The sequence below is a fragment of the Paenibacillus sp. FSL M7-0134 genome, from assembly GCF_038007865.1.
Taxonomy (GTDB): domain Bacteria; phylum Bacillota; class Bacilli; order Paenibacillales; family Paenibacillaceae; genus Paenibacillus; species Paenibacillus polymyxa_B.
In genome coordinates, this window is sequence record NZ_JBBOXV010000002.1 from 1,955,284 (window position 1) to 1,979,293 (window position 24,010).

The following is a 24,010-nucleotide window of genomic DNA, read 5'->3' on the forward strand; positions in this document are numbered from 1 at the left end:
TTGACGAGGACGAGAGATTTAAGGCAGAGTTAGTTAGGGGGGATTGAAATGACGTGTGTATTAGTCGTTGATGATGATCCGCATATTCGTGAACTGGTCGGACACTTTTTGAGAATGGAAGGTCTGGAGGTAGTCGAGGCGGTGGATGGTTTGGACGCGATGCGCATTTTTGATCAAATCAAGGTCGATTTGCTTGTTCTTGATATCATGATGCCGGGAATGGATGGTTGGGAGCTGTGCCGTAAGCTGCGAGAGCAGACCGACCTGCCGCTGCTTATGCTTACAGCCAAAGGCGAGACGTCACAGATCGTGAAAGGCTTCGCGCTCGGAACGGACGACTATCTTGTCAAACCATTCGACCCCATGGTGCTTGTCGCACGCGTGAAGGCTTTATTAAAACGTTATCGTATCATGGCTTCAAAATCAGTGACTGTCGGAGATCTTGTCCTGCGCAGCGATACATTTGAGTGTCGGGCTGGAGAGAAGGAGATTACCCTGCCGCTCAAGGAGTTTGAGTTGCTCTTCAAGCTGGCCAGCTATCCTGGCAAAACCTTTACCCGCGACCAGTTGATCGAACAGATCTGGGGTTATGATTATGAGGGAGACGAAAGAACAGTTGATGTCCATATCAAGCGCCTTCGGGAACGGTTTCCGGAGGCAAGGCACTCCTTCCGGATCAGTACGATCCGGGGATTGGGTTATCGGCTGGAGGTAAGGCAATGAAGCGGGAACCGGGATTCCTCCATATCCTTGCGAGACTCATGCTGGTGTTAGTGGTGCTGTATCTCAGCTGGACTGCCGCGTACTTTATTACGGCGGCGATCTATTCGCGCATGTCATGGGCTTTTCATGATTTGTTCGTCTTTCTTATTAATGCGACGCTTGGCTTTTTCTTCTTCGGTATTTTCAGTATGACGGTAAGGCGCTTCATCCAACCTAGAGAGCAGCACGCTTTTACCGAAATGATCGATGCTTTAAAACGTATTTCGCAAGGAGACTTTCACATTAATCTGGATTGGGACCTCGGCGGGCGGAACGGAAAACATCGGAGGCCGCATCCTTATGTACAGTTGGTGGACAGTATCAATGATATGGCTGCAAATCTGAAGGCTATGGAAAAACTGCGGGAGGAGTTTATTTCGAACGTATCCCATGAAATCGGCTCACCACTGACCTCGATAATCGGATTCGCCAAGGCGCTTAAGGATGAGAATCTGGATCGTGAGCAGCGAGACCGGTATTTGTCGATCATCGAGACGGAGTGTATTCGTCTATCCAAGCTAAGCGATAATCTCATGAAGCTGGCGATTCTGGATTCGGAGCGGCATCCGTTTCGTCCGTCCCTTTATCGGCTGGACAAGCAGCTGATTTCGCTTATTCTCGCCTGCGAACCGCAATGGGAGGCTAAAAAAATCGAGATGACTGTTGAGGTGGATATAGTTGAGGTCAACGCGGACGAGGATCTGATGGGCCAGGTTTGGGTGAATCTTCTTCACAATGCCATTAAGTTTACACCACAGGGTGGAAGCATATCTGTTTCTCTTTCAAGTAACGGTGATCAGGCGGTTATCTGCATTGCGGATACGGGACAGGGCATCAACGAACAGGATCAGCAGCGCATTTTTGAACGTTTTTATAAAGCAGACCAGTCACGGGCCCGAACTGCAGGAGGCAGTGGTTTGGGACTTTCCATTGCTTATAAAATAACAGAGATGCATACCGGCTCTATCTCTGTATCCAGCAAGGTGGGAGAAGGAACGGTATTTACAGTTATGCTGCCGCTGCGCCAGAAAGTAATGAAAGGCAGCAGCAACTGTGAAATGTACAACGGCACAGTAATTTAAAAAGGAGCGTCTTCAAAGCCACAAACGGCTGAAGGACGCTCCTTTTTAGTTCCCATACTTATACTCTTATGGCATATGCGTATGTGCTCAGGACTTAGATGTATTTACCGGCTTCATCTCCTGTATAGCTTCTTTCAAGCTTTGTGAGCATTGCTCATATAGCTGTTTTCTTTGTTGCTCACTGGAACCAGATGCGAGTTTTTGCAACTCCGTTGTGCATTGTTCCAGCAAAGTCAGCACGGTTTGATTCGAATCCTGCACCTTGTTTAGCTGTACATTGTCACTATATTGGTCAATGTACAGTTCTCCTTGCGGATCCACCTGCGCGAAAAACACATCTTTGACTGTTAAACTCTTTTCCTTTAGCTTGGCATCCAGCCATTGTTGAGTGATCCCCATATATGCCATTTGTTGCTCCATAAGTTGTCCATCCATAATGACTGCTGTTGGTTCCTTCTCCGGTAATTGCTGCATATTCAAATCCTTAAGTGTCACAGGCTGCTTGTCTTTGGTTAACAGCACATTGACTTCGCCACTGGTTTCCATAAGAGCAAATTCCACGTCAGATACTTTGAATACATTTTTGCTTCGAAGCTGCTCCATGAGTTCATCCAGGGTGAGCCGTTCTTTTCTCAGATTATCCTCTAAAATTTTGCCGTCTTTGATCAGGATTGTTGTCCTTCCATCTGTTATATCTCTGATTTTCTTGCTTTTAATTTGCAAATATTCAATGCCAAGTGTTGTCAGTACCCATACTGACAAGGCTATGAGGCCTAGATACCAGGTGGATTCACGCTCCATAGGAATGGTAGCAGCCAGGTTACCTATCGTGATTCCTGTTATATATTCGAACAAGGAAAGCTGGGATACCTGACGTTTTCCAAGAATTTTGGTGATTAAAAATAATATAGCGACAGCCATTAATGTGCGTATAGCAACCTCGGCCCAATCCTGCATTTGCTCAACCTCATTTCATTTCGCCACAAGGACGCTACTATTCCAAGGATATCCGCGTCAAGGCACATTTAAACTCCAATTCCCCTAAATTTAAATAACCAAGCTGCCAATAAGCGATGAAATACAATATATAATTAAAATTTTCTATCGATGAATTATCATTGTCTATTGCACAAGCGATTGACGGAAAGGAGGGGGGAGGATACATTATAGATATAATTCTTATTTAATTCATCGGGATTATAAACATTAAGCTCACGGAGGTATGTATATGTCGTCCAAACCTAAAGTTGTATTGTGGAGTAAAACCGGCTGTCATTTTTGTGGAGAGATCAAATCGTACCTGGAATCCCAAAATCAGCCGTATGAAAATATCCAAGTGGACGGAAATGATGCGCTGCGTGACGTGCTGGAGACCAAATATGGTATTCGTTATGTCCCTGTCGTCGAGGTAGGCGGGGATAATAAATATGAAGCACTGCTCAACCCGGATCTGGAAGAGTTGGGTAAAGTGCTGGAAAGTTACAATCAAGTAGTATAGGCCAATAGGAAAAGGATCAGTTACTCCGCTGCCTATACAAAATAAGTAGCGGAGACTGCCCTACAAACCATTAGCAGCCTAGCTGCCCTAAAAAAATGATAGCCGTAGGATAACAATTATGTTCAAGAGAGGTGGAAGAGTTATGGCTAAGAATAGACAAATTAAATTTGGTGCGATTATTCACGGTGTTGGGGGAAGCATGACGACTTGGCGTCACCCTGAAGTACCTGCGGATGCGAGTGTTAACTTTGAATTTTATAAAACGCAGGCGCAAAAGGCAGAGGAAGGAAAGTTTGACCTCGTATTTATCGCAGATGGCCTGTTCATTAACGAAAAATCTATTCCCCACTTTCTGAACCGTTTTGAACCAATTACGATTCTGTCCGCTTTGGCTGGGGTGACGAAGCATATCGGACTGGTCGGCACACTGTCGACTTCCTATAGCGAACCGTTCACGGTAGCACGCCAGTTTTCTTCCATTGATCATATTAGCGGAGGTCGTGCAGGCTGGAATGTGGTAACTTCTCCGCTGGAAGGCTCTGCCCTTAACTTTAGCAAAGGCGAGCACCCGTCGCATCCGCAGCGCTATAAAATTGCAGAGGAATATTTACAGGTTACCAAAGGACTGTGGGACTCGTGGGAAGAGGATGCGTTCGTTCGTGATAAGGAAGCCGGCGTATTCTTTGATCCTGAAAAGCTGCATACATTGAACCATAAAGGTGAGTTTTTCTCTGTGCAGGGCCCACTGAACATTGGACGATCCAAGCAGGGACAGCCGGTTATTTTTCAGGCAGGTTCCTCGGAGGATGGCAAAAACCTGGCCGCCAAGGAAGCGGATGCTGTATTTACAGGACATGAAACGTTAGAGGAAGCGCAGCAGTTTTATCGTGATGTGAAAGAACGTGCGGTACGCTATGGTAGATCCGAAGAGGATATTGTCATTTTGCCGGGCATATCGCCGATTATTGGCAGCACGACGGAGGAAGCGGAACGTAAGTATGAAGAGATCACTAATCTGGTGACGATTGAGGCTGCGTTAAAATATTTGGGACGTTTCTTCGATCATCATGATTTCTCACAATATCCGCTGGATGAGCCATTCCCTGAGCTTGATGGTATTGGCAGCAATGCGTTCCGCAGCGGTACAGATAAAATCAAACGAGTAGCCAAGGAACAAAATTTGACCTTACGCGAGGTTGCGTTGCGTTCAGCTACGCCGAGAACCTCTTTTATCGGAACCGCTGAGCAGGTGGCGGATCGAGTGCAGGAGTGGTTTGAAAGAAAAGGAGCAGACGGATTCATCATTGGTTCTGATGTACCCTCGGGTCTGCATGACTTCGTAAATCTGGTTGTGCCTATTTTGCAGGAACGCGGTATTTACCGTCAGGATTATGAATTTAGCACACTACGTGAAAACCTGGGCGTGCCTATTCCTGAGAACCGCTATACAGCAGCCAAATCTAAAGTGAAGGTTGACGCATAACAGAAGGAGGAAAAAATATGTCCAAGGTTGTCATCCTATCAGGCAGTCCGTCTACACAATCCCGTTTATACGGCTTGATTAACTATACAACGGAGCAGTTGCAGCAGGCTGGAGCGGAGGTCACACTGCTGAATGTGGTCGACTTGCCGGCGGAGGATCTGGTCACAGCTAACTTTAACAGCCCCGACGTCACAGCATCACTTGCATTGATTGCAGCAGCGGATGCCGTTATTGTGGCTTCTCCAGTCTATAAGGCGTCCTATTCAGGATTATTGAAAATATTCCTGGATTTGGTTCCGCAGGAGGGGCTAAGAGGGAAACCTGTCCTGCCTTTATTTATCGGAGGTACGCTGGCTCATCTGCTGGTCATTGACTATGCCTTGAAGCCGGTTATTAATGCACTGGGCGGAAGACATATTCTTGGCGGGGTGTATGCAGTGGATCAGTGGGTCGAACGTCTACCAGATGGAGCATACGGGTTGTCCGAAGAATTGGTTGCACGGTTGGAACGTTCTGTTAAAGAACTAAATGAGCTATTAAAATTATAGATATTTTCAATATTTCCATTGACAGGTCGTTCAGTGAGTTTTATGATACAAAAAAACCAAGTTAACATATTGGATAAATGTATATAAAACTTACTGGGGGACTTACGTATGAATATCGAGAATATGGAAGCCTTTGTATACGTGAATCATTATGGGAGCTTTAACAAGGCGGCAGAAGCCTTGTTCTTGTCCCAGCCCTCCGTTACAGCACGGATTCAGACGCTAGAGCGCGAGCTAGAATGCAAGCTGTTCGACCGCCAAAGCAAGCAAACGGTTCTGACGGAGGATGGACGAAAGTTTCTTCCTTATGCGGAGCAGATGCTTCAGGTGCTGCAAAAAGGGAAGCAAAAGCTCCAACAGCGTAAGAAAGCCCCTCAGCAAATTCGAATTGGCTGCACGATATCGGTGTCGAACTACATCATTCCTGAGATATTAAAGCAGCTTCGTGCCCGTTATCCAGAGGTTAACTACAAAATTGTGACGGCTACGACGGATCAACTGGTACATAAACTGTTGAACCGTGAGGTAGACATTAGTTTTGTACGTAAAGTGATGCATCCGGCTATCCGTACGCTTGCTTTTTATGAAGATCCGATTTCCCTGTATGTATACGACGGCCATCCGTTTATGAAAACAGGAAAGGCCAGCATACAGGATATTCAACGTGAAACACTGGTATTTTTCGAATGCGGATCACTAGATTGGATGAGGATTCATCGCGCTTTTGAATCACTGGAGCAGCCACCGGACATTGCTTTTCAGGTAGACAATGTGGTCACGGCCAAAAAGCTGGTATTGGAAGAAGCGGGTATTGCCTTTTTGCCGGATGTCTGTGTGAACCGTGAAGTGAAAGATCAGAAACTATTCCGTATCCATGTTCCAGAGGTAGCTGGGGTGTCTATGCAGATTAGCATAATAGCGACCAAAGAAGACTGTGCAGTGACCTCGGATTTTGCAGATGCACTGACAGAAGGTTTCCGGGGTGCTGTTTTGTTATAGAAATGTTCTATAGCTTGGTGGATTGACGTATAGGTTTCCAGGTGTTAAATTAATCACATCCTAAAACCGATTAAGCTTATAGGAATTATGAATTATTGGATGTTGTAGCTACCATGTATGTCGCAAACTGCTGATATACAAAGAGATGAGGGGGATTCATATGAAAAAGTGGTTTGCAATATTGTCTGTTATGGCAATCATCCTGGTGTTGGCAGGCTGCGGTTCCTCAGATAACGCGTCTAGCGCGTCAGGTTCAAGCGGAGACGTGAAGAAAATTATCGTAGGCACAGGTACTCAATTCAAAAATGTATGCTTTATTGACGAAAACGGAAATTTAACAGGTTTTGATGTGGAGCTGATTAAGGAGCTGGACAAGCGCCTGCCTCAATACGAATTTGAATTCAAAACGATGGACTTTGGAAATTTGCTGCTAAGTCTCGATGCCGGCAAGATTGATCTGGTATCGCATCAAATGGAAAAAAACCCGGAGCGCGAAGCCAAGTATCTGTTCAACAAAAATCCGTATAGCATTTTTCTGAACAGAGTCGCTGTAGCGAAGGATAACAATACCATTCATTCAATTGATGATTTGAAAGGGAAAAAGGTGCTCACCAGCCCAACCAGTAATGCGGCGTATGTGCTGAAAGAGTATAACAAAACCCACGGAGATGCCCTGAATATCGTTTATACGAGTGGTGCAGCCAATGATACGGTGCAACAAATTACGAGCGGCCGTATAGATGCTACCGTTACGACAGACTTTGCGAACCGTTTTAACACCGATGAAAAAGGAGAAGTAGCTCTGAAGACCGTTGGTGATCCTTTGACTCAATCGGATGTACTGTATGTACTGAACAAAAATGAGCAAGGGTTGGCGGATGACCTGGACAAAGCCATTCAGGAAGTGAAGGACGACGGTACGTTGTCGAAGCTGAGCATTAAATGGCTTGGAGAGGATTTCACTAAGTCTCTGGAAGATGTGAAAAAAGAAGGTAGTAGCAGTAAGAAGTAAGGATAGACTTGGACATTTCAGCGGTCAGGGTACTCTATGTATTCTGACCGTTGATGTATAGAAATGAGGCAGGCATATGAGCAGAGAGTTCAATATTGACTATGTTTTTAGCTTTATCCCGAAAATGCTGTCTTACTTACACATCACCTTGTTTATTGTGGCAAGCTCGCTTGTATTGGGGCTTATCATTGGTCTGTTGGTTGCGCTGCCTCGCATGTATAACATTCCATTTCTCAAACGTGTTTCTCAAGTGTATGTCTCCTTTTTTCGCGGAACACCTATTCTAATCCAATTGTTTCTGGTGTATTACGGCCTGCCAGAGCTACTAAAGCTGGTGGATATCAATTCCTCCAGATGGGATGTGCTGTGGTTTGCCGTAGCAACCTACGCGCTCAATAGTGGAGCCTTTATTTCCGAAATTATCAGGTCAGGAGTAGAGGCAGTAGATCGAGGACAAATCGAGGCTGCGCAGTCCGTCGGCATGTCAGGCTACCAGACCTTTACACGTATCATAATGCCGCAAGCGCTGGCTGTGGTGGTTCCGGTATTTTCCAATCTGGTGATTGGCAATCTGAAGGATACTTCGCTGGCATTTACGATCGGAGCGATGGAGATGACAGGGAAATCACAGACATTAGGGTCGGCTACCCAGCATTTTGTTGAAACCTATATCGCGTTATCCCTTATCTATCTGGTGATCAGTCTGATTTTACAAAAATTGTTCAAGGTGCTGGAAAATACGCTTCTCCGGCACGAGCATCGGGATGCAGTACAGAAAGAACCCGAGAAACGAAAAAGTTTTGTGGTGCGCTACCTGAGAAGTCCTCGTCTTAGTAAAGGAGGTAAAGGCATATGAGTCTGGATTTTGGCTTTATATATACTGCCTTTTTAGGGTTGTTCTCCGCGTTGCCCAACACTTTAATTATTACGGTGGTTTCCGTACTGGCAGGGTTGGTCATCGGTATTATAACGGCGCTGGCGCGAATCTATAAGGTTCCTGTGTTGTCCCAGATTTCTCACGGTTACGTCACCTTTATCCGTGGCACACCGATGCTGATGCATTTGCTGCTTATTTATTTCAGTTTGCCTTTGTTGATTGATGCGGGAGCGAAGCATTTCGGCTGGCCTCTGCATTCCAAAGATGTTCCTTATATGGTATTTGCACTCATTTCGTTTTCCATTACCAGTGGCGCGTATATGTCTGAGGTCGTCCGTTCTGGAATCCAATCGGTCAACAAGGGGCAAATCGAGGCGGCTTATGCCGTTGGTATGACGACGTGGCAAGTGCTGAGACGGATTGTATTTCCGCAGGCGTTCGTGGTGAGTTTGCCAAACCTGACGAATTCCGTTATTGGGATGCTTCATGGCTCTACCTTGGCCTTCACGGTATCGGTCACAGAAATCCAGGCACAGGCTGAAATTCTGGCATCTACCAACTGGAAATATTTAGAGGTATATATCGCGGCTGCACTGCTATTTTGGGGCTTGACGGTATTAATTGAGCGAATATCCGGCTTGGTGGAGAAAAAAATCAATGTGTTTAATGGAGGTCGAGCATCATGATCCGTCTGCAAAATATAACGAAGTCGTTCGGCAAACATGAAGTGCTCAAAGGCATTGATTTGACCGTGAACAAAGGCGAGGTCGTCGTTATTTTAGGCCCGAGCGGTTCAGGAAAAACGACTCTGCTACGCTGCATTAATTATCTGGAAAAGCCGAATGATGGGGAAGTCAGCATTGGCGATTTTACAGTGAACTGCAAGCGACCTGCGAAGAGGGATGTTTTGGCTCTACGTCAAAAGACGGCTATGGTTTTTCAGCAGTACAATTTGTTCAAGCATAAAACAGCACTGGAAAATGTCATGGAAGGGCTTGTCGTTGTCCGCAAGGTCAAGCAGGAGGAAGCGAAAAAAATTAGCATTGAAGTGCTGGAAAAGGTCGGTCTGGGTGAAAAGCTGAATCATTATCCAAGCCAGCTATCCGGCGGGCAGCAGCAGCGTGTCGGCATAGCGCGTGCCTTGGCGCTGAACCCGGAAGTGATTTTGTTCGATGAGCCGACTTCGGCGCTGGACCCTGAATTGGTGGGTGAGGTGCTGTCGGTGATCCGCAAGATTGCGAAGGAAGGCATTACAATGATTGTCGTTACACATGAAATGGGCTTTGCGCGCGATGTTTCAAATCATGTGGTATTTATGGATGGCGGTCATATTATCGAGGAAGGCACACCGGACGACATTTTTAACCACCCCAAAGAGGAACGTACCAAACAATTCCTGAAACGGATTACACCGGAATATAACTATTCAATTTAGACGGGAGAGGGAGACATGAGTATTAAAATCGGAGTGTTGGATCAAAGCCCTATACACGAGGGGGAAACGGCAGCGCAGGCCCTTCGTAATACGATTAAGCTAGCACAGCGTGTAGAGGAATTGGGGTTTACGCGCTTCTGGGTATCAGAGCATCACGATTCCGAGCAGGTTGCGGGCTCTTCGCCAGAGGTACTCATTTCCCATTTGCTGGCACGCACTGAACGTATTAAAGTCGGTTCTGGTGGAGTGATGCTTCAGCATTACAGCCCTTATAAAGTAGCTGAAAACTTTAATGTGCTGTCCTCTCTTGCACCGGGTCGCGTAGATTTGGGAATTGGACGCGCGCCGGGCGGGTTGCCGAAATCCACACAGGCGTTACAACGAAACGTTCATGACGCGCCTTCTCTCGAAGAAAAAATTGATGAAGTAAGTCGCTATATTCATAATATTCCGTCTGAAGAAGGACCGTTAGCCGGGTTACAGGCGAATCCGATTCCAGAAACACCAGCGGATATTTACGTTTTGGGTACAAGTACAGACAGTGCTGGAATTGCTGCGCGTTTGGGGTTGCCCTACGTTTTCTCGCAATTTATCAATAGTAATGAGCAGATTGCAGTGGAATCATTCCGTACGTATCGGGAGTCTTTCGATTATAGTTATGGACGTGAGCCGAAAGCTCTTTTTGCGCTTTCAGTCATCGTAGCGGACACTTCCGAGGAAGCTGCGGAGTTAGCAGGGGAGCACAAGCTGTACAAAATTCATCTGGCCAGTGGCAAGACGGCTACGGTGGGCACGCTGGAAAGTGCAGAAGAGTTCGGCAAGCAATCAGGTGAAGAATATACAATTGAAGCTACACAAGCGCAAATTAACAAAGGGAATAAAGACGAAATCTATGCTGTGTTGACGGAAATTCAAGCGAAGTATCAGGCCGATGAGCTAATTGTTACGACAGGAATAAGGGATATACACAAGCGCGTGCGCTCGTTCGAGTTATTGCATGAAGCTTTTGCCGGGTTGCCTGTGCAGTCCTAGATGTTGTTGGTCTGAGAGAATTGTAACTATTTTGGGTTCACGAAGGAGGAATAGGGATGAGTGGATCAACCGGGACGAAGGAGCAGGTTTTGGAGCAGAAGCTGGTGGACATTCGCCGCCATCTGCATCGAAATCCCGAGTTATCTAACGAGGAGGTTGAAACTACCGCCTTTATCCGCCGTCTGCTGGAAGAACAGAACATAACCATTCTGGATGTGCCGCTGCGTACCGGATTAGTAGCGGAAATCGGCGGACAGCAGGAGGGACCAACTGTCGCGCTTCGTGCAGACATTGATGCGTTGCCTATTCAGGAAGAGACGGGATTGCCTTATGCTTCGGTGCATCCCGGCAAGATGCATGCCTGTGGTCATGATTTTCATACCGCATCCCTGTTAGGAGCAGCCGTATTGTTGAAGCAGCGGGAGCAGGAGCTGAAAGGCACGGTTCGGCTGGTGTTCCAGCCAGCTGAGGAAAAGGCCAAAGGCGCTGCCCAAGTGCTGGACAGCGGTGCGTTGGCAGGGGTGCAGGCCATATTTGGCCTACATAACAAGCCGGACCTGCCCGTAGGCACGGTCGGCATCAAAGAAGGTCCGCTAATGGCAGCGGCGGATGGTTTTTACATCGAGGTGGAGGGTCTGAGCACACATGCGGCAGTGCCGCATGCAGGGATTGACCCCATCGTGGTATCGTCACATATCATTACGGCGCTGCAATCCATTGTGAGTCGGAGCGTTAATCCGCTGGATAGCGCGGTCATTAGCGTCACGAAGCTGCACAGTGGCAACGCCTGGAACATCATTCCTGACCGCGCCCATTTGGACGGAACAATTCGCACATTTGACGAAAATGTTCGCGCCCAGGTGACTGAGCGCTTCGAGCAGGTCGTAAAAGGCGTTGCGGATGCTTTCGGCACGAAAGCATCCATCCGCTGGATCGAGGGTCCGCCGCCTGTGCTGAACGACGGTAAGTTGGCCGTCATCGCGGAGGAGGCGGCAGAAGCGGTCGGCCTGGACGTAGTTCGTCCCATACCATCCTCGGCGAGCGAGGATTTTGGGTTTTATCAGAAGAACATCCCCGGTGTATTTGTCTTTGTCGGCACTGCGGGAAGCCAGGAATGGCATCATCCTGCCTTTGATCTGGACGAACGCGCGTTGCCCGGAACAGCGAAGCTACTGGCTTCACTGGCAGAATCGGCATTGATATCCATAGAGTAGGAGTGCGAGCCTAGTCTATGGATACTTATCCCCTCCTTGTAGAGGGGATATTTTTGTTTGACGCTATATCATTCCAATGATAGTATAAAATTGTAATTTTATTCAAAAACGAGAGTAGGTGTAATAAGAGAGTAGGCGTTGTCCTTTTAGATGTCTCGTAAAAATAAAAGGTATGGAGGTTAAATAAATGCCGAAGAAAAATGGAATGATCATGGCTTCTTTTTCATTAGTAGTGGCTGCTTCTTTACTGGTTGGCGGGGCTAACGTTGGTTCAGCAGCCTCAGATTTGGAAAGCACTTCTGATATAGCGTCGACAAATATTAATTTGGCTGCTGCTGATATACCTGCTAAATTTAAGCCATCGGTAGAATGGGTTTGGAAGAATAGAATGGTCAAAGAAGGCTCCACCAACCGTAAAAATTTGATTTTTGATCAAATCTATGCGGGAAAAGGAACGCTAAATTATGTAGTGCGTTGGCAATCCTCTAAAAATATCACTCTTCAGCAGCGTAAAGATATGGCTTCCATGCTGAGTCGCCAAATCAATAATTGGAATAAGCAGTTGAAAGGGTATGATGGCTGGCCTTATAACAATATTACAGTAAAAATAGTAGGCTGGGCCGTTGCGAATCCATCACAGATTCTTAATAAACAATCTAATGAAATCGTTTACACGGATACCATTACGGATGACTTAAGTAAAACAGACCCGAATATTCCAGCTAAACTTCCAGTTGCTCCTAACGCACTATCGAGATTTGAACATTTTATGGACCCTAACTATTCTTACCCAGGTGGCCTGGACAAGCGGTTTGATATGTACTTATGGGGAACGTCCAATTTTCAAGGCGGAGCCGGCGGGGATTGGGGGCAACGTATGCCTGATGATTATATCCTGAACACCTTGAATTCGGATGAAATCCAGATTACAGAGCACGAGATGGGGCATGGATTCGGCTTGCCTGACTTCTATGAAGAACATGAGCGTCCACCCGGTGGGTTTCCTGTGCCAACTATTATGTGGGCCGGAAATTCCCCCAAAATAACAGAGTGGGATACCTGGATGTTGCGTTATACCTGGAGCCAGGTTAAGAAGGATACCTCTCGTTTTCCTAACCGCTAAAAAATGCTAGAGTAGTGTGAAAAAAGCTTATAAATAGAGCCGTTTGTTCCAAAATCAAATTCTATGGTGGAATTGATTTAGTGAATAAACGGTTTTTTCATTTTATAAAATACCAGTTTTGTGCATGCAAAGATCAAGTATATGTTCCAAGATACGATTAAAATGACTAATTTAAATCATTAAGGAAAATATTGACGATGCAATAATCCAGTGATAATATGATTTGTGATTATTTACAAAAAACGACAAGGAGATTTGATAGTGTACTCTTAATCTCCTAGATTAGTTCGCAAACACGAAAAGAGAGGTGATAGAGATAGTTATTTCAAGAAAACTATTGCAATAATACAAATGGATATGGAGGTACATACATGTTGAACAGAAAAGGAATGATGATGGCTTCTTTTTCAGTAGTCATTGCTAGTTCATTACTGATGGGAAACGCTAGTTTTGTATCAGCGGATTCTCATCTAAACGGGGATTCTGTGGTTGCGGCAACGGGTGATTCGACGTTAGCTGATATGCCAGCTTATCTCAAATCCTCGGTGGAATGGGTTTGGAAGAATAGAATGTTGACCGAAGGCTCGACGGTTCGTAAAAATACGATTTTTGATCAAATTTTTGCGGGAAAAGGGACTCTTAATTATGTTATACGCTGGCAATCCTCTAAGCCCGTCACACTGAAGCAACGCCAGGATATTGCTAAAATGATAGATCGGCAGATGAACCATTGGACAGATCATCTTCAAGGATATGACGGTTGGCCCTATAAGAATATTAAAGTAAAAGTGGTAGGCTGGGCTGTTGCCGATCCTTCACTGCTCCTGAACAAGCAGCCTGACGAGGTCATTTATACGGATACCATTACAGATACACTAGCTTCTGAAAAACCGGAAATTCCTGCTGCGCTTCCAGTTGCGCCTAATGAAATATCCCGGTTTGAGCATTTTTCGGACCCGAACTATTCGTATCCGGGTGGATTGGATAAACGCTTTGATATGTATCTCTGGGCCACAGAAAATTTTGGCGGGGGAGCCGGCGGCGACTGGGGACAGCGTATGAATGATGAATACGTTCTGAGTACGGTGAACGCTGATGAGATTGAGATTACTGAACATGAAATTGGTCACGGATTTGGGTTAAACGATTTTTATGAAGAACATGAGCGTCCACCAGGTGGATTCCCAACGAACACCATTATGTGGGCCGGCAATTCCGATCATATCACCGACTGGGATGTTTGGATGCTGCGTTATACCTGGAGTCAAATCAAAAAGGATACGACTCGTTTCCCAATCACGACTAAAGACGACGATGGCCCAATTGAAACAGATCCTGATGAAATCGTGAACATAGCACCTGCGGCAACGGCTAGCAGCTCTTATACTTCATCTTGGGAAAATGTAAGCGCGCTAAACGATGGATTTGAACCTGCCAATTCCAACGATAGAAGTCATGCTGTGTATGGTAACTGGCCTGAGACGGGTACACAATGGGTCCAATATGATTTTGATCAAGAATATACGATATCCCAAACGGATGTCTATTGGTTTAAAGATGGCGCTGGCATTGATGTTCCTAAGTCTTACAAGATCAAGTATTGGAATGGTCAGGGCTGGTCTAATGTCAAGCAGGCCAAAGGGCTGGACACCGCGGTAGATCAATATAATACGACTACTTTTACGCCTGTAAAAACAACCAAAATAAGAATTGAAATGGTGTCCAAAGGATCGGCATCTACAGGAATCTTGGAGTGGAAAGTAGCAGCGAATCAGTAAGTAATCTCTTGAAATGAGATGGAGGGAAACGACGAATGTTGAAGAAAAAAGGAATGATGGCGGCTTCTTTTTCAGTAGCCATTGCTAGTTCATTACTGATGGGAAACGCTAGTTTTGTATCAGCGGATTCTCATCTAAACGGGAGTTCTGTGGTTGCGGCAACAGGTGATTCGACATTGGCTGATATGCCGCCCTATCTCAAATCCTCAGTGGAATGGGTTTGGAAGAATAGGATGTTGACTGAAGGCTCGACTGCTCGTAACAACACGATTTTTGATCAAATTGATGCGGGAAAAGGGTCACTCAATTACGTTGTGCGCTGGCAATCTTCTAAGCCCGTTACACTGCAACAACGCCAAGATATTGCTAGAATGCTAGGTCGCCAGATGAATCATTGGACGGAGCATCTCAAAGGATATGATGGCTGGCCCTATCAGGATATTAAAGTAAAAGTGGTAGGGTGGGCTGTTGCTGATCCTTCACTATTACTGGACAAGCAACCTGACGAGGTCGTTTATACGGATACGACTACAGATGAGTTAGCTTCCGAAAAACCTGAAATTCCCGCTGTACTCCCGGTTGCGCCGGCAGCCTTGTCCAGATATGAGCACTATTGGGACCCATACTATTCGTATCCGGGTGGATATGATAAACACTTTGATATGTATTTGTGGGTAACCGAAAATTTTGTAGGAGGAACCGGTCAGGATTGGGGCCAACGTGTGAATGATGATTACCTTTTTAGCACTTTAAACTCGGATGAGATTGAAATCACGGAACATGAAATTGGGCATGGATTTGGCTTAACTGATTTTTATGAAGAACACGAGCGTCCACCGGGTGGATTCCCAACCAACACCATTATGTGGGCTGGTGATTCCGATCATATCACAGACTGGGATATCTGGATGCTGCGTTATACCTGGAGTCAGCTCAAAAAAGATACTTCCCGTTTCCCTAATACGACTAGAGGTAATGAGGGTCCTATCGATACATCACCTGATGAAAACGTAAACATTGCGCCAGCTGCAACGGTCAGCACTTTCTATACTTCACCTTGGGAAGATATAAGCGCACTCCATGATGGATTTGATCCAACCAGCTCTAATGATCGAAGTCATGCCGTGTACGGCAATTGGCCTGAGACGGGTACACAATGGGTTCAATATGATTTTGATCAAGAATATACGGTATCCCAAACGGATGTATATTGGTTCAAAGATGGCGCTGGCGTTGATGTTCCTAAATCTTACAAGATTAAGTATTGGAATGGTCGTAGCTGGTCCAATGTCAAGCAGGCTAATGGATTGGGTACTTCGGCAGACCAGTATAATACGACCACTTTTACGCCTGTAAAAACAACGAAATTAAGAATTGAAATGGTATCCAAAGGTTCAGCATCCACAGGAATATTAGAGTGGAAAGTAGCAGCTAACAAACTTTAAGCATCATATTATTTGTCCAGAGGTTGTCTCCTACAATATTTGTGGGAGACAACCTTTTCTAATTCATAGCTGATCAGTTAGAGTCTGATGAGATCAGGCTTTTTTTGCGCCTTGATTATGGCGTTTGTTTCCTTCATATTTGTATCTATGTTTTGCTAAATTCTCGTATGAATGGATCACTAAGAATGAACGGGTGTACGATAGTATGTATAATGGACATCAGACATGAAAGAAAAGAGGACAGAAAGCGATGAGTCACGACGTGAATGCTCCTTACGATGTACATGTAGCATATGGACCGGTGTTTGAGCTGCTCAGCAGCTTACACACCTTTATTTGCCGCAAGGCTTACAAGAAGGCCGATTTATCAGCCGGGTGGGCGGAGCAAGTGCGTAGAACGCTGTCTCCAGGTTTGTCTAAATTGCTGGAGTCCATGGAAATCAATGCAGATTGGAAGGTTATTTATGGACTCGTCTGTATGCTTTCTGATCAGGGGAACGTTAAAGAAGTCGTAGACCGTCTGGAGAACCGGACTGTACAGGAATTAAATGAACAGGCATCAGCCTATGGGGTCTCGCTGCCTGACGACATGGAGAAGCTTCGCAAACTTGCTTTGCAACTGCTATCTGGCTGGGACGAGGAGTATTTCCGCCATGTGGATACAAGTATTCTAAGCGGTCTGGAACAGGAAGCTGAACGGAGAAATAAGGAGAGGGGCGTATATAGCTCTATGGAGTGGGTGGATCGTACCACTAATGGCTTCCGGTTCGAGCCTTCCGAAGGGCTGACACGGGTGTTGCTGGTGCCTCAATACCATTTTCAGCCGATTAATATCATTTATCGATTTGGGTCGCTCCTGTTGTGCCATTATTCGGCAGGGATTTATGTTCAGGAGGACGATTTTTTATCCCCACAGGAATATCGAATGATCCGAAGTTTGGGGGAGAAGAGCAGGCTAAAGATTTTAAAATATTTGTACCAAAGCCAGTCCCCACGAACCTTTATTGAGATTGTCCGTCATCTCAAGCTGTCCAAGGGAATCACGCACGATCATATTTTCAAGCTCCGGGCCTCTGGCTTCATCCATGCACATTTTGATGGCGAAACATTACTCGGATATAGCGCACGGCTTTCGGCTGTGGATGAAATGCATCGAAGCATTCTTGGCTATATGGAGCGAAATTAGGCTGTACGCACCAGTTAGACTTTAACACTTTAAACAAAAAGACGTCGATCATTTGGAATCCAGATGAGTTGACGTCTATTTTTTTACATAAAAAATGGAGTTCTCTCTTTACAGAACCGGAATAGATTCCTATAATGAGATTTATCTTATTAATTACAACTTGTTCGATCGGAATTTACTAAATTAACTCGGGGGGATTATTTTGAAAAAGGGAATTATTCTACTCAGCAGTCTACTTCTGGCAAGTTCTACCTTATTAGCAGCTTGCTCTAGTGGTGGATCAGATAGCGCTAATGATGCTACTTCGCATAATAGTGATGTCGCACAGACAGCCGCTACAGCGCAGCCATTAACAAGTCTGGTACAAGCTTCAGATTTATCCAAATTGCCGGAAGTGTCCAAAAAGAGAAGCGACACGATTATTGTTGGTCTGACTGACCCAGCCGGGGTGTTTACTCCGTATTTTAACCAAAGCGGCTATGACGGCAACGTGATTTCGCAGTTGTGGACTCCGCTGGTCACGGTAGACGAGAAGGGGCTTCCGCTGCCCAATCTGGCTAAGAGCTGGGATATTTCTAAGGATAATCTAACGTACACGTTTCATCTGGTTCCCGGTACAAAATTCAGTGATGGCTCTCCTTTGACAGCAGAGGATGTCGCTTTTACCTGGACGTTGATCTATGACAAAGCCTATCCTGGTGACAGCCAAATCCGAAAGCTGAACATTAAAGGCGGCAAAGACTATACGGAAGGCAAGGCAAAACAAATTGAAGGAATCAAGGTGATTGATGCGCAGACCATTTCTGCGACGTTAGAAAAACCAAACGCGCTGGCTCTGCCGATTCTGGGTGACTATGTACTGTCCAAAGCCTACTACGGCAAGGATTACAAGTTCGGACAGCTGGATTATTTTAAAAATTTACATAGTAGCCCTCTGGGAAATGGGGCTTATAAGTTGGAAAAGTTCATTCCAGGGCAAGAAGTTCGTCTGGAGGCGAATGATCACTTTTTCAAAGGCAAACCGAAAACACAGCATTTCATTTACAAAACAGCAGAAGGCGACGCTTGGCAATTCATAGAAACAGGCGATACCGATTTTGCTCAATTCACCGCAACTCAGGAAAATATAGACAAACTAAAAGGGCTTGGCTTTTTAAACATTTTGCCGTATACCCCTAGCACTTACGGATATTTGCAAGTAAATCTTGAAAATGAAAAGCTTAAGGATAAAAAGGTTCGTCAAGCATTGACCTATGGACTGGATCGGAAAAGTATTTATGTCGACGCAGCACAGGGAGCAGGGGCGGTCGCAAATATTCCAGCTTCCCCAATATTCTGGTCTTACACGACCGATGGAATCAATCCATATAACTACGACCCAGAGCAAGCGAAAAAGCTGCTGGATGAAGCGGGCTGGGCAGAAGGTAGTGACGGCATCCGTGAGAAAAACGGTCAGAAGCTGACCATTCACCTGCTGACCTCTAAACGTCCAGAAACAGATACCTTTATTGCGCTTGCGGCTGAAAATTACAAAGCGATTGGCGTTGACCTACAGCCGGAAATCTTTGCAGACTTTAATGCAATGGTCGCCAAAGTAGAAGGTAAGGATTATGATCTTGCCGCCTTTTCGACAGGCATGCTGACAGATCCATCAGATGGAATCGAGCAATTCGTCAATGGAGAAGTCAAGGGATATAACAATCCAAAGGTAAAAGAGCTATATGAAAAAGGCTTGTCTACGACGAATATGGAAGAACGCAAGAAAATATATCAAGAATTATATGTGCTGCTAAACGATGAACTGCCCGTAATTTTTACCAACTATAAGAAGACGGTGTATGCCTACAATGGTCGGATGGAACATGTAAAGGTTAGTCCGTTCATTGGCTTGTCTGGTAATCTGTTCGAATGGTCCCTTAAATAAGCCACATTTGCGGGCCCCTTGTGAAGAACATCAGGTTCGGATCAAGGGGCCTCCCAAATGGGGGAAACGTAATGAGTAGCCTGACCTTGAATTGAAAGGAGTCTGTCATGAGCTCGTTTTTAACGAAAAGACTGACGTATATGGTTATTATTTTGTTGGCCGCTTCGATGATGATTTTTTTCCTGTATGCCATGACACCGGGAGATTTCATTAGCGGCAATCTGAAGCTGTCGCCAGAGAGAAAGGCGGAACTGAGAGAAATTTACGGCCTGAATAAGCCTATTCTTGAACGCTATGGAAATTGGCTGGGCAATGCGCTGCATGGAAATTTTGGTTTTTCGCTTGCCCAGCAAAAGCCGGTGCTGACCTTATTTAATGAGTATATCTGGAACTCGTTTTTGCTGGCCGTTGTATCGACCTTCCTGACCTGGTTTATCGCAGTCATTATCGGTGTGGTTGCTGCTTATAAGCAGTATTCATGGTTTGATACTCTGGTAATGGTGGTGATTTTCGCTGCCATGTCTGTGCCCTCATTTTTTATCGGGTTGTATCTGATTAAAATCGCAGCGGTTGACCTGAAGTGGTTGCCACCCGGTGGCATGCTTAATACGGGGAGTAACGCTACAGGTATGGAGTATGTGAAGGAGGTTCTCCAGCATATGACCTTGCCAGTGATCGTTATGACGCTGTTGGGACTGGGGTCGTTGACCCGCTACTTCCGTAGCAATATGATCGACGTGATCCAGCAGGATTATATACGCACAGCCCGTGCAAAGGGCTTAAAGGAAAGAAAGGTACTTTTTACGCACGCATTGAGAAATGCATTGCTGCCTGCCATTACGCTCGTTGGCTTCGAATTACCTGCGCTGTTTGGCGGGTCCCTGATTATTGAAAAGATTTTTAATTGGCCAGGAATCGGTCAGTTGTACATGCAATCCTTTTCGCTCCGGGATTATCCACTACTTATGGGCTTTACGATGCTAATTGCCATATTGAGCGTTATCGGAACACTGTTGTCCGATATTTTGTATCGCATCGCGGACCCGCGTGTGAAAGTGTAAGGAGGGGGCTAAGGAATGTCATCCGTGAGCAGTAATTTGAGCAAGAGCAGCGGCAGACTGCGAACAACTGTTAAATCTTCAATGTGGCAGCAAGCGCTCCGGCAGCTGTTCAGAAACAAGCTTGCTATGGCTGGTCTGCTTGTCGTGGTATTTATGTTTTTGCTCTGTTTTATCGGTCCGTTATTTTCTCCTTATTCCGATAATAAAACAAATATATTAATGATGAACAAGGCGCCAAATATCCATCACTGGTTAGGAACAGACAAGCTGGGGCGGGATGTGCTGACACGTGTGATGCAGGCAGGTCAAATTTCTCTTACTGTGGGTTTGGCTTCTATGGTGTTGTCTGTCTTTTTGGGAGCTACGCTGGGGGTCATATCCGCATATTTTCGCGGGATTGCAGATCAAATCATTATGCGCGTTGCTGATTTGCTGCTGACGATTCCCAGTTTGCCGCTGCTATTTATTATGGGTGCGCTGCTATCTGACTGGAAGGTTCCGCCCGATCAACGGATGTATATTGTCATGCTGATGCTTAGTCTGGTCAACTGGCCGGGGATTGCACGGATGGTGAGGGGCCAGATGCTTAGTTTGCGGGAACGTGAATTTATGCAAGCCGCGACGGTACTGGGACTCTCGAATCGTCGAAAGCTGTTCAAGCATCTGCTGCCGAATATTTTACCGTTGTTGATCGTTATCGCTACATTGAATATTGGCGGAGCCATCCTGAGTGAATCTGTGCTCAGCTTCTTTGGCCTTGGCGTGCTGCCCACAACACCGACTTGGGGCAACATGATTGATGCCGCTAACAATGTGCTGGATTTTCAGCAACGTCCGTGGTTGTGGATACCGCCAGGACTGTCTATTTTTGCTACAGTCATCGCTATTAATATTTTTGGTGACGGGCTGAGGGATGTACTTGACCCGAAACATAAGAGGTAGGTGATCATACACCATGGACAATTTACTTTCTATTGAACATTTAAGCACTCATTTTTATACAGAAGAAGGAACGGTTAAAGCGGTGGATGATATCAGCTTCCGTGTGAAGCCAGGGGAAACGGTATGCATTGTCGGTGAATCGGGATGCGGCAAAAGTATTACCGCGATGTCCATCATGGGTCTGATCCAGAGTCCCGGTGGTAAAGTGGCAGGCGGAAGCATCCGCTTTGAGGAAACCGATCTGCTAGAGCTTAGCAGAAATGAGATGCGCACGATTCGCGGACATGAAATATCCATGATCTTTCAGGAGCCGATGTCTTCATTGAATCCGGTCATGACCATTGGTGAACAGCTATCCGAACCACTGATTGAGCATTTGAAAATGGGCCGTAAGGAAGCTCGTAAGCGAGCACTGGAGCTGATCGAACAGGTCGGTATATCCCGGCCGGAGCAGATTTTAAAAAGTTATCCGCATGAGCTGAGCGGGGGGATGCTGCAGCGAATTATGATTGCGATTGCTATTTCTTGTGGTCCCAAGCTGCTTATCGCGGATGAGCCAACCACGGCGTTGGATGTAACGATTCAGGCGCAAATCCTGGATATGCTGCGTGAATTTAAAGCCCAATCCAATATGTCGCTCATGCTAATCACCCATGATCTGGGTGTTGTCGCCGAAATGGCTGATTACGTCATTGTGATGTATGCAGGCAAGATCGTCGAGGAAGGCGAAGTGGTACAGCTGTTTAATCATCCCAAGCATCCTTATACACAAGGGTTACTAAAATCCAAACCGGTGCTTAATCAGCGCCAAGAGGAACTGTATTCCATTCCCGGGCAGGTCCCTAATCCGCTGGAGCTGACGACTTCCTGTTATTTTCATGACCGCTGTGGGCAGTGCATGGACATTTGTCGTGTAAAGGAGCCTACATTAAAAGAAGTTTCAGCTCAGCAGAAAGCATCCTGCTGGTTATATGAGGAGGCGGTTGTTCATGGCTGAGCCGTTGTTGGAAATAGACCGCTTAAAAACGTACTTTCCGGTGAAGTCCGGATTTATGAACCGTACTTCAGGACATGTGCGGGCGGTAGACGATATCAGCTTTACGATCCGTCAGGGTGAAACCTTCGGATTGGTAGGGGAATCGGGGAGCGGTAAAAGCACGGTGGGCCGCACGATTGTTAGATTGACGGATAAAACGGACGGTACCGTAAAATACAAAGGGGTGGATCTACACAGCTTGTCAGCCAAAGGGATGCAGGAACTTCGTCCCAAAATTCAGCTGATCTTTCAAGACCCATATAGCTCGCTGAATCCGCGTGTACGGATTGGTGATGCCATTGGTGAGGCGCTACTGGATCACGGTATAGCAACGAAGGAGGAGGTCCGGCAGATTGTGCTGGACGTGCTCAAGCTATGTGGATTGTCAGAGTATCATATCGACCGTTTTCCCCATGAATTTTCGGGAGGTCAACGCCAACGGATCGGCATTGCCCGAGCGCTGGCGCTTCAGCCGGATTTAATTATCGCTGATGAGCCGGTATCAGCGCTGGATGTGTCCATACAGGCGCAGATTATTAACCTATTCGCCAAATTGCAGGCCGAACGGGGTCTGACATATTTGTTCATCTCGCATGATTTGAGCGTGGTGGAACATTTGTGTTCCCGTATTGGCGTGATGTATTTAGGCTCCATGGTCGAAACGGCATCGCGTGACGAGCTATTCGGGAATCCGTTGCATCCGTATACGAAGGCGTTGCTGTCGGCTGTACCTATTCCGGTGCCGAAGCTGAAGAGAGAACGTATTTTGCTCAAGGGGGATATTCCAAGTCCGGTTAATCCGCCTTCGGGCTGCAAGTTCCATACTCGCTGCCCCTTTGCAATCGACCGTTGCTCCAAAGAGATTCCACTCTATCGTGAGGCTCGTCCAGATCACTGGGTAGCTTGCCATTTGGCTGAATGAACAAAGTCAGTCAGCAAATTTTAAAGCCGTTGAAACGGCAGACCGTTCACAAGAGTGAAGGGGGCTGCTGTTTCAACGGCTTTTTAATGTCGTGATTCAAAGCGCTTGGGTTGACAACATACCTGGAGCAGCGTTATATTAAATAGTAATCGTAACGATTACTATTTGAGGTATAAAATCATGTCCATATCCGTGTTCATCAATCTCGCGGTAGTGATGGTGAACCTTCATGATTGGCATATATCACAAGGAGGAGCTTTACATGGCCAAGAAGTCAAAAGTCGTAAAAGAGAAGAAACGCCAGGAAATTGTAGCTAAATATGCGGACCTGAGACGTGAATTGAAAGCAAAAGGGGACTACGAAGCTTTGCAAAAGCTTCCGCGTGACTCATCTCCAACCCGCCTGAAAAGCCGTTGTGAGCTGACGGGCAGACCTAGAGGATACTTGCGCAAATTCAAGCTGTCTCGTATCGCGTTCCGCGAGTTGGCACATAAAGGCCAAATTCCAGGAATTACGAAATCAAGCTGGTAAACAGGTACTTATGTCGATCGTCAGCGCATGGAGATTATCTGTGTTGTTAACCTGAGGATATGTCTGATAGAAGGTTGTAACGGGAATGCTTCATGTCGTAGGGGGACATGGGGCATTCC

General features: G+C 46.0%; 23 protein-coding genes. 22 read left to right on the forward strand and 1 reads right to left on the reverse strand.

The features are described from left to right. Nucleotides 1–48 precede the first annotated feature (48 nt). Both NSQ58_RS24610 and NSQ58_RS24615 read left to right on the forward strand, forming a co-directional pair. A complete protein-coding gene (locus NSQ58_RS24610) occupies nt 49–723 on the forward strand; it encodes a response regulator transcription factor (protein WP_023988348.1) in 675 nt (224 codons plus the stop codon). Further along, nucleotides 720–1,844 (forward strand): sensor histidine kinase, encoded by a 1,125-nt coding sequence (locus tag NSQ58_RS24615; protein WP_023988349.1) that lies wholly within the window; start codon nt 720–722, stop codon nt 1,842–1,844. Before NSQ58_RS24610 ends, NSQ58_RS24615 begins: the two co-directional genes overlap by 4 nt. Nucleotides 1,845–1,931: 87 nt before the next feature. Here NSQ58_RS24615 and NSQ58_RS24620 read toward each other — a convergent pair whose 3' ends face one another. After that, nucleotides 1,932–2,801 (reverse strand): DUF421 domain-containing protein, encoded by an 870-nt coding sequence (locus NSQ58_RS24620; RefSeq protein ID WP_068940750.1) that lies wholly within the window; start codon nt 2,799–2,801, stop codon nt 1,932–1,934. A gap of 271 nt (nt 2,802–3,072) precedes the next feature. Here NSQ58_RS24620 and NSQ58_RS24625 point away from each other — a divergent pair, with 271 nt between their 5' ends. The 20 genes from NSQ58_RS24625 (at nt 3,073) to rpsN (ending at nt 23,891) form a co-directional block, all read left to right on the forward strand. Next, nucleotides 3,073–3,342, forward strand: a complete 270-nt coding sequence (locus NSQ58_RS24625; RefSeq protein WP_023988351.1) for a glutaredoxin family protein — start codon at nt 3,073–3,075, stop codon at nt 3,340–3,342. 142 nt (nt 3,343–3,484) lie between these two features. Continuing rightward, a complete protein-coding gene (locus NSQ58_RS24630) occupies nt 3,485–4,825 on the forward strand; it encodes an LLM class flavin-dependent oxidoreductase (RefSeq protein ID WP_023988352.1) in 1,341 nt (446 codons plus the stop codon). Between the two features lie 17 nt (nt 4,826–4,842). Further along, on the forward strand, nt 4,843–5,373 hold the full coding sequence (gene ssuE / locus NSQ58_RS24635) for an NADPH-dependent FMN reductase (protein WP_029519116.1): 531 nt from the start codon (nt 4,843–4,845) through the stop codon (nt 5,371–5,373). A gap of 108 nt (nt 5,374–5,481) precedes the next feature. Next, nucleotides 5,482–6,372, forward strand: a complete 891-nt coding sequence (locus NSQ58_RS24640; protein WP_013310069.1) for a LysR family transcriptional regulator — start codon at nt 5,482–5,484, stop codon at nt 6,370–6,372. Between the two features lie 160 nt (nt 6,373–6,532). Continuing rightward, nucleotides 6,533–7,384 (forward strand): transporter substrate-binding domain-containing protein, encoded by an 852-nt coding sequence (locus NSQ58_RS24645; RefSeq protein WP_028542376.1) that lies wholly within the window; start codon nt 6,533–6,535, stop codon nt 7,382–7,384. A gap of 76 nt (nt 7,385–7,460) precedes the next feature. Further along, complete coding sequence (locus NSQ58_RS24650; protein WP_023988355.1) at nt 7,461–8,240, forward strand: amino acid ABC transporter permease; 780 nt, start codon at nt 7,461–7,463, stop codon at nt 8,238–8,240. Next, nucleotides 8,237–8,947, forward strand: coding sequence for an amino acid ABC transporter permease (locus NSQ58_RS24655; protein ID WP_023988356.1), 711 nt, complete (start codon nt 8,237–8,239; stop codon nt 8,945–8,947). Before NSQ58_RS24650 ends, NSQ58_RS24655 begins: the two co-directional genes overlap by 4 nt. Beyond that, on the forward strand, nt 8,944–9,696 hold the full coding sequence (locus NSQ58_RS24660; RefSeq protein ID WP_023988357.1) for an amino acid ABC transporter ATP-binding protein: 753 nt from the start codon (nt 8,944–8,946) through the stop codon (nt 9,694–9,696). The genes NSQ58_RS24655 and NSQ58_RS24660 overlap by 4 nt, the downstream gene beginning before the upstream one ends. 15 nt (nt 9,697–9,711) lie before the next feature. Further along, nucleotides 9,712–10,728 carry an LLM class flavin-dependent oxidoreductase gene (locus tag NSQ58_RS24665; protein WP_053325313.1) on the forward strand — a complete coding sequence of 339 codons (1,017 nt, stop codon included), beginning with the start codon at nt 9,712–9,714 and terminating at the stop codon, nt 10,726–10,728. Between the two features lie 56 nt (nt 10,729–10,784). Continuing rightward, on the forward strand, nt 10,785–11,942 hold the full coding sequence (locus tag NSQ58_RS24670; RefSeq protein ID WP_023988359.1) for an amidohydrolase: 1,158 nt from the start codon (nt 10,785–10,787) through the stop codon (nt 11,940–11,942). A gap of 187 nt (nt 11,943–12,129) precedes the next feature. After that, the gene (locus tag NSQ58_RS24675) at nt 12,130–13,065 is read left to right on the forward strand and encodes a dockerin (RefSeq protein ID WP_023988360.1); all 936 of its coding nucleotides are present in this window, start codon (nt 12,130–12,132) and stop codon (nt 13,063–13,065) included. Between the two features lie 371 nt (nt 13,066–13,436). After that, nucleotides 13,437–14,843 (forward strand): discoidin domain-containing protein, encoded by a 1,407-nt coding sequence (locus NSQ58_RS24680; protein ID WP_341058361.1) that lies wholly within the window; start codon nt 13,437–13,439, stop codon nt 14,841–14,843. 35 nt (nt 14,844–14,878) lie between these two features. Continuing rightward, entirely contained in the window at nt 14,879–16,288 is a 1,410-nt protein-coding gene (locus NSQ58_RS24685; RefSeq protein ID WP_341058362.1) for a discoidin domain-containing protein, read from the forward strand. Nucleotides 16,289–16,538: 250 nt separating this feature from the next. Then, nucleotides 16,539–17,474, forward strand: coding sequence for an ArsR family transcriptional regulator (locus NSQ58_RS24690; protein WP_341058363.1), 936 nt, complete (start codon nt 16,539–16,541; stop codon nt 17,472–17,474). Between the two features lie 202 nt (nt 17,475–17,676). Further along, entirely contained in the window at nt 17,677–19,398 is a 1,722-nt protein-coding gene (locus NSQ58_RS24695; protein WP_341058366.1) for an ABC transporter substrate-binding protein, read from the forward strand. A gap of 107 nt (nt 19,399–19,505) precedes the next feature. Then, nucleotides 19,506–20,459 (forward strand): ABC transporter permease, encoded by a 954-nt coding sequence (locus NSQ58_RS24700; RefSeq protein ID WP_339201968.1) that lies wholly within the window; start codon nt 19,506–19,508, stop codon nt 20,457–20,459. A gap of 15 nt (nt 20,460–20,474) precedes the next feature. After that, nucleotides 20,475–21,401: an oligopeptide ABC transporter permease gene (gene opp4C / locus NSQ58_RS24705; RefSeq protein WP_023988365.1), complete on the forward strand. Its 927-nt coding sequence runs from the start codon at nt 20,475–20,477 to the stop codon at nt 21,399–21,401. 13 nt (nt 21,402–21,414) lie between these two features. After that, nucleotides 21,415–22,398, forward strand: a complete 984-nt coding sequence (locus NSQ58_RS24710) for an ABC transporter ATP-binding protein (protein ID WP_053325318.1) — start codon at nt 21,415–21,417, stop codon at nt 22,396–22,398. Further along, nucleotides 22,391–23,359: an ABC transporter ATP-binding protein gene (locus NSQ58_RS24715; protein ID WP_053325319.1), complete on the forward strand. Its 969-nt coding sequence runs from the start codon at nt 22,391–22,393 to the stop codon at nt 23,357–23,359. Before NSQ58_RS24710 ends, NSQ58_RS24715 begins: the two co-directional genes overlap by 8 nt. A 262-nt stretch (nt 23,360–23,621) precedes the next feature. Next, the gene (gene rpsN, locus NSQ58_RS24720; RefSeq protein ID WP_028542369.1) at nt 23,622–23,891 is read left to right on the forward strand and encodes a 30S ribosomal protein S14; all 270 of its coding nucleotides are present in this window, start codon (nt 23,622–23,624) and stop codon (nt 23,889–23,891) included. The last annotated feature ends 119 nt before the right edge of the window (nt 23,892–24,010 follow it).

Bases quoted from the DNA above. Each gene is read 5' to 3' on its own strand.
- NSQ58_RS24640 (WP_013310069.1), top strand. From the start codon at position 5,482: ATGAATATCGAGAATATGGAAGCCTTTGTATACGTGAATCATTATGGG.
- NSQ58_RS24665 (WP_053325313.1), top strand. From the start codon at position 9,712: ATGAGTATTAAAATCGGAGTGTTGGATCAAAGCCCTATACACGAGGGG.
- ssuE (WP_029519116.1), top strand. From the start codon at position 4,843: ATGTCCAAGGTTGTCATCCTATCAGGCAGTCCGTCTACACAATCCCGT.
- NSQ58_RS24650 (WP_023988355.1), top strand. From the start codon at position 7,461: ATGAGCAGAGAGTTCAATATTGACTATGTTTTTAGCTTTATCCCGAAA.
- NSQ58_RS24675 (WP_023988360.1), top strand. From the start codon at position 12,130: ATGCCGAAGAAAAATGGAATGATCATGGCTTCTTTTTCATTAGTAGTG.
- NSQ58_RS24625 (WP_023988351.1), top strand. From the start codon at position 3,073: ATGTCGTCCAAACCTAAAGTTGTATTGTGGAGTAAAACCGGCTGTCAT.
- NSQ58_RS24620 (WP_068940750.1), bottom strand. From the start codon at position 2,801: ATGCAGGATTGGGCCGAGGTTGCTATACGCACATTAATGGCTGTCGCT.
- NSQ58_RS24630 (WP_023988352.1), top strand. From the start codon at position 3,485: ATGGCTAAGAATAGACAAATTAAATTTGGTGCGATTATTCACGGTGTT.
- NSQ58_RS24670 (WP_023988359.1), top strand. From the start codon at position 10,785: ATGAGTGGATCAACCGGGACGAAGGAGCAGGTTTTGGAGCAGAAGCTG.
- NSQ58_RS24715 (WP_053325319.1), top strand. From the start codon at position 22,391: ATGGCTGAGCCGTTGTTGGAAATAGACCGCTTAAAAACGTACTTTCCG.
- NSQ58_RS24610 (WP_023988348.1), top strand. From the start codon at position 49: ATGACGTGTGTATTAGTCGTTGATGATGATCCGCATATTCGTGAACTG.
- NSQ58_RS24690 (WP_341058363.1), top strand. From the start codon at position 16,539: ATGAGTCACGACGTGAATGCTCCTTACGATGTACATGTAGCATATGGA.
- opp4C (WP_023988365.1), top strand. From the start codon at position 20,475: ATGTCATCCGTGAGCAGTAATTTGAGCAAGAGCAGCGGCAGACTGCGA.
- NSQ58_RS24700 (WP_339201968.1), top strand. From the start codon at position 19,506: ATGAGCTCGTTTTTAACGAAAAGACTGACGTATATGGTTATTATTTTG.
- NSQ58_RS24645 (WP_028542376.1), top strand. From the start codon at position 6,533: ATGAAAAAGTGGTTTGCAATATTGTCTGTTATGGCAATCATCCTGGTG.
- NSQ58_RS24710 (WP_053325318.1), top strand. From the start codon at position 21,415: ATGGACAATTTACTTTCTATTGAACATTTAAGCACTCATTTTTATACA.
- NSQ58_RS24660 (WP_023988357.1), top strand. From the start codon at position 8,944: ATGATCCGTCTGCAAAATATAACGAAGTCGTTCGGCAAACATGAAGTG.
- NSQ58_RS24615 (WP_023988349.1), top strand. From the start codon at position 720: ATGAAGCGGGAACCGGGATTCCTCCATATCCTTGCGAGACTCATGCTG.
- rpsN (WP_028542369.1), top strand. From the start codon at position 23,622: ATGGCCAAGAAGTCAAAAGTCGTAAAAGAGAAGAAACGCCAGGAAATT.
- NSQ58_RS24685 (WP_341058362.1), top strand. From the start codon at position 14,879: ATGTTGAAGAAAAAAGGAATGATGGCGGCTTCTTTTTCAGTAGCCATT.
- NSQ58_RS24680 (WP_341058361.1), top strand. From the start codon at position 13,437: ATGTTGAACAGAAAAGGAATGATGATGGCTTCTTTTTCAGTAGTCATT.
- NSQ58_RS24655 (WP_023988356.1), top strand. From the start codon at position 8,237: ATGAGTCTGGATTTTGGCTTTATATATACTGCCTTTTTAGGGTTGTTC.